Annotated in this window: 1 protein-coding gene; it reads left to right on the top strand. The window is 67.2% G+C overall.

What is annotated here, in order from left to right; genetic code table 11:
* A partial coding sequence (gene msrA, locus A9Z05_RS31505; protein ID WP_069621484.1) for a peptide-methionine (S)-S-oxide reductase MsrA occupies positions 1 to 271 on the top strand: 271 nt, incomplete at both ends.

Here is a 271-nt window from a genome sequence, read left to right as displayed (position 1 = left end):
GTCGACGGCGTGACGGCCGTCCAGTCGGGTTACGCGGGCGGCCATACGCGCAACCCTGGCTATCGCGACATCTGCGAAGGCGACACGGGCCACGCGGAGGTCGTCAACGTGACGTTCGATCCGGCGCGCATCGGCTATCGCGAGATCCTCGAGATCTTCTTCGCGACGCACGATCCGACCACGCTGAACCGGCAGGGCAACGACGTCGGCACGCAGTACCGGTCGGTCGTGTTCACGCATTCGGATGCGCAGCGCGACACGGCGCTCGACG

This window comes from Burkholderia sp. A2 (genome assembly GCF_001729305.1).
Lineage (GTDB): Bacteria > Pseudomonadota > Gammaproteobacteria > Burkholderiales > Burkholderiaceae > Burkholderia > Burkholderia sola.
This window is presented reverse-complemented; position numbering and strand designations above follow the sequence as displayed.